General features: G+C 54.1%; 1 rRNA gene. It reads left to right on the top strand.

Annotated elements, in window-relative coordinates:
• Window positions 1–2914: ribosomal RNA gene (locus tag QN358_RS18770) — 23S ribosomal RNA — on the top strand; the annotation flags it as partial.
• Between the last annotated feature and the right edge of the window lie 3 nt (window positions 2915–2917).

The raw sequence follows: 2917 nt of genomic DNA, 5'->3' as shown, positions 1-2917 counted from the left end.
TCTCAGTACCCTCAGGAAGAGAAAACAACATGTGATTCCGTGAGTAGTGGCGAGCGAAACCGGAACAGGCTAAACCGATCATGTGTGATAGCCGGCAGGCGTTGCATGGTCGGGGTTGTGGGACTTGTCTGCAGTTACTGCCGTACTGTGAGGATTACAGCGTCATATAGATGAATGGGATTGAAAGCCCAGCCGTAGTAGGTGCCAGCCCTGTAGTCGAAATGTGGTAATGGTCTGATGAGTATCCCAAGTATCGCGGGGCCCGAGAAATCCCGCGTGAATCTGTCAGGACCACCTGATAAGCCTAAATACTCCCAGATGACCGATAGTGAACAAGTACCGTGAGGGAAAGGTGAAAAGTACCCCGGGAGGGGAGTGAAATAGTACCTGAAACCGTTTGCTTACAAGCCGTCGGAGCGCCCTTTGTTGGTGTGACGGCGTGCCTTTTGAAGAATGAGCCTGCGAGTTAGTGATCAGTGGCGAGCTTAACCCGTGAGGGGAATGCGTAGCGAAAGCGAGTTCGAATAGAGCGTTTGAGTCGCTGGTTCTAGACCCGAAGCGAAGTGATCTATCCATGGCCAGGTTGAAGCGACGGTAAGACGTCGTGGAGGACCGAACCCACTTCAGTTGAAAATGGAGGGGATGAGCTGTGGATAGGGGTGAAAGGCCAATCAAACTTCGTGATAGCTGGTTCTCTCCGAAATGCATTTAGGTGCAGCGTTGCGTGTTTCTTGCCGGAGGTAGAGCTACTGGATAGCCGATGGGCCCTAAAAGGTTACTGACGTTAGCCAAACTCCGAATGCCGGTAAGTGAGAGCGCAGCAGTGAGACGGTGGGGGATAAGCTTCATCGTCGAGAGGGAAACAACCCAGACCACCATCTAAGGTCCCTAAGCGCGTGCTAAGTGGGAAAGGATGTGGAGTTGCATAGACAACCAGGAGGTTGGCTTAGAAGCAGCCACCCTTGAAAGAGTGCGTAATAGCTCACTGGTCAAGTGATTCCGCGCCGACAATGTAACGGGGCTCAAGCACGCCACCGAAGTTGTGGCATTTATATTTTTGGCAGGCCTTCGTGGTCCAGCCGTATGGATGGGTAGGAGAGCGTCGTGTGGCCAGTGAAGCGGCGGTGTAAACCAGCCGTGGAGGCCACACGAGTGAGAATGCAGGCATGAGTAGCGAAAGACGGGTGAGAAACCCGTCCTCCGAAAGATCAAGGTTTCCAGGGCCAGGCTAATCCGCCCTGGGTAAGTCGGGACCTAAGGCGAGGCCGACAGGCGTAGTCGATGGACAACGGGTCGATATTCCCGTACCGCAGAAGAACCGTCCAAGCTAATCCACTGATGCTAAACGTCTGAATCCTTCTTACCGGACCCTTCGGGGCGAGGGGGTTGGCCTAGCACGTGACCCTATGGTGGTGCGGTTAGCGTATTAACAGGTGTGACGCAGGAACGTAGCTGAGCCGGGCGATGGTTGTCCCGGTCTAAGAATGTAGGCCGAGGGGTAGGCAAATCCGCCCCTCATTGAAGGCTGAGACTCGATGGGTACCCTTTGTTGGGGAAATCAGTGATCGTCTGCTGCCAAGAAAAGCATCGGCGCGAGGTTCCATGTGCCCGTACCCCAAACCGACTCAGGTGATCAGGTAGAGAATACTAAGGAGATCGAGAGAATCGTGGTTAAGGAACTCGGCAAAATGCCCCCGTAACTTCGGGAGAAGGGGGGCCCGAGCTGTGAACGGATTTACTCCGGGAGCGGTGCAGGGCCGCAGAGACCAGTGGGAAGCGACTGTTTACTAAAAACACAGGTCCGTGCCAAGTCGCAAGACGATGTATACGGACTGACGCCTGCCCGGTGCTGGAAGGTTAAGAGGAAGAGTTAGCCGCAAGGCGAAGCCCAGAATTTAAGCCCCAGTAAACGGCGGTGGTAACTATAACCATCCTAAGGTAGCGAAATTCCTTGTCGGGTAAGTTCCGACCTGCACGAATGGCGTAACGACTTCCCAGCTGTCTCAACCGCGAACTCGGCGAAATTGCACTACGAGTAAAGATGCTCGTTACGCGCAGAAGGACGGAAAGACCCCGTGACCTTTACTATAGCTTTGTATTGGTGTTCGGTGTGGCTTGTGTAGGATAGGTGGGAGACTGTGAAGCGGGCACGCTAGTGCTGGTGGAGTCATTGTTGAAATACCACTCTGGTCACTCTGGATATCTAACTACGAACCGTAATCCGGTTCTGGGACAGTGCATGGTGGGTAGTTTAACTGGGGCGGTTGCCTCCTAAAGAGTAACGGAGGCGCCCAAAGGTTCCCTCAACCTGGTTGGCAATCAGGTGGCGAGTGTAAGTGCACAAGGGAGCTTGACTGTGAGACTGACAAGTCGAGCAGGGACGAAAGTCGGGACTAGTGATCCGGCAGTGGCTTGTGGAAGCGCTGTCGCTCAACGGATAAAAGGTACCTCGGGGATAACAGGCTGATCTTGCCCAAGAGTCCATATCGACGGCATGGTTTGGCACCTCGATGTCGGCTCGTCGCATCCTGGGGCTGGAGTAGGTCCCAAGGGTTGGGCTGTTCGCCCATTAAAGCGGTACGCGAGCTGGGTTTAGAACGTCGTGAGACAGTTCGGTCCCTATCCTCTGCGCGCGCAGGAAATTTGAGGAGAGCTATCCCTAGTACGAGAGGACCGGGATGGACGAACCTCTGGTGTGTCAGTTGTACTGCCAAGTGCACCGCTGATTAGCTACGTTCGGAACGGATAACCGCTGAAAGCATCTAAGCGGGAAGCCGGCTTCGAGATGAGATTTCCATACCACTTCGGTGGTGAGAGGCTCCCAGGAGACTACTGGGTTGATAGGCAGGATGTGGAAGCACCAACTAACGAGGTGTGGAGCTGACCTGTACTAATAAGCCGATAACTTCATCAACAC

Source organism: Subtercola sp. RTI3, assembly GCF_035018625.1.
In the GTDB taxonomy this organism is placed as follows: Bacteria; Actinomycetota; Actinomycetes; order Actinomycetales; family Microbacteriaceae; genus Subtercola; species Subtercola vilae.
The sequence above is the reverse complement of the archived record's forward strand: the minus strand, read 5'-3'. Positions and strand labels throughout refer to the sequence as shown.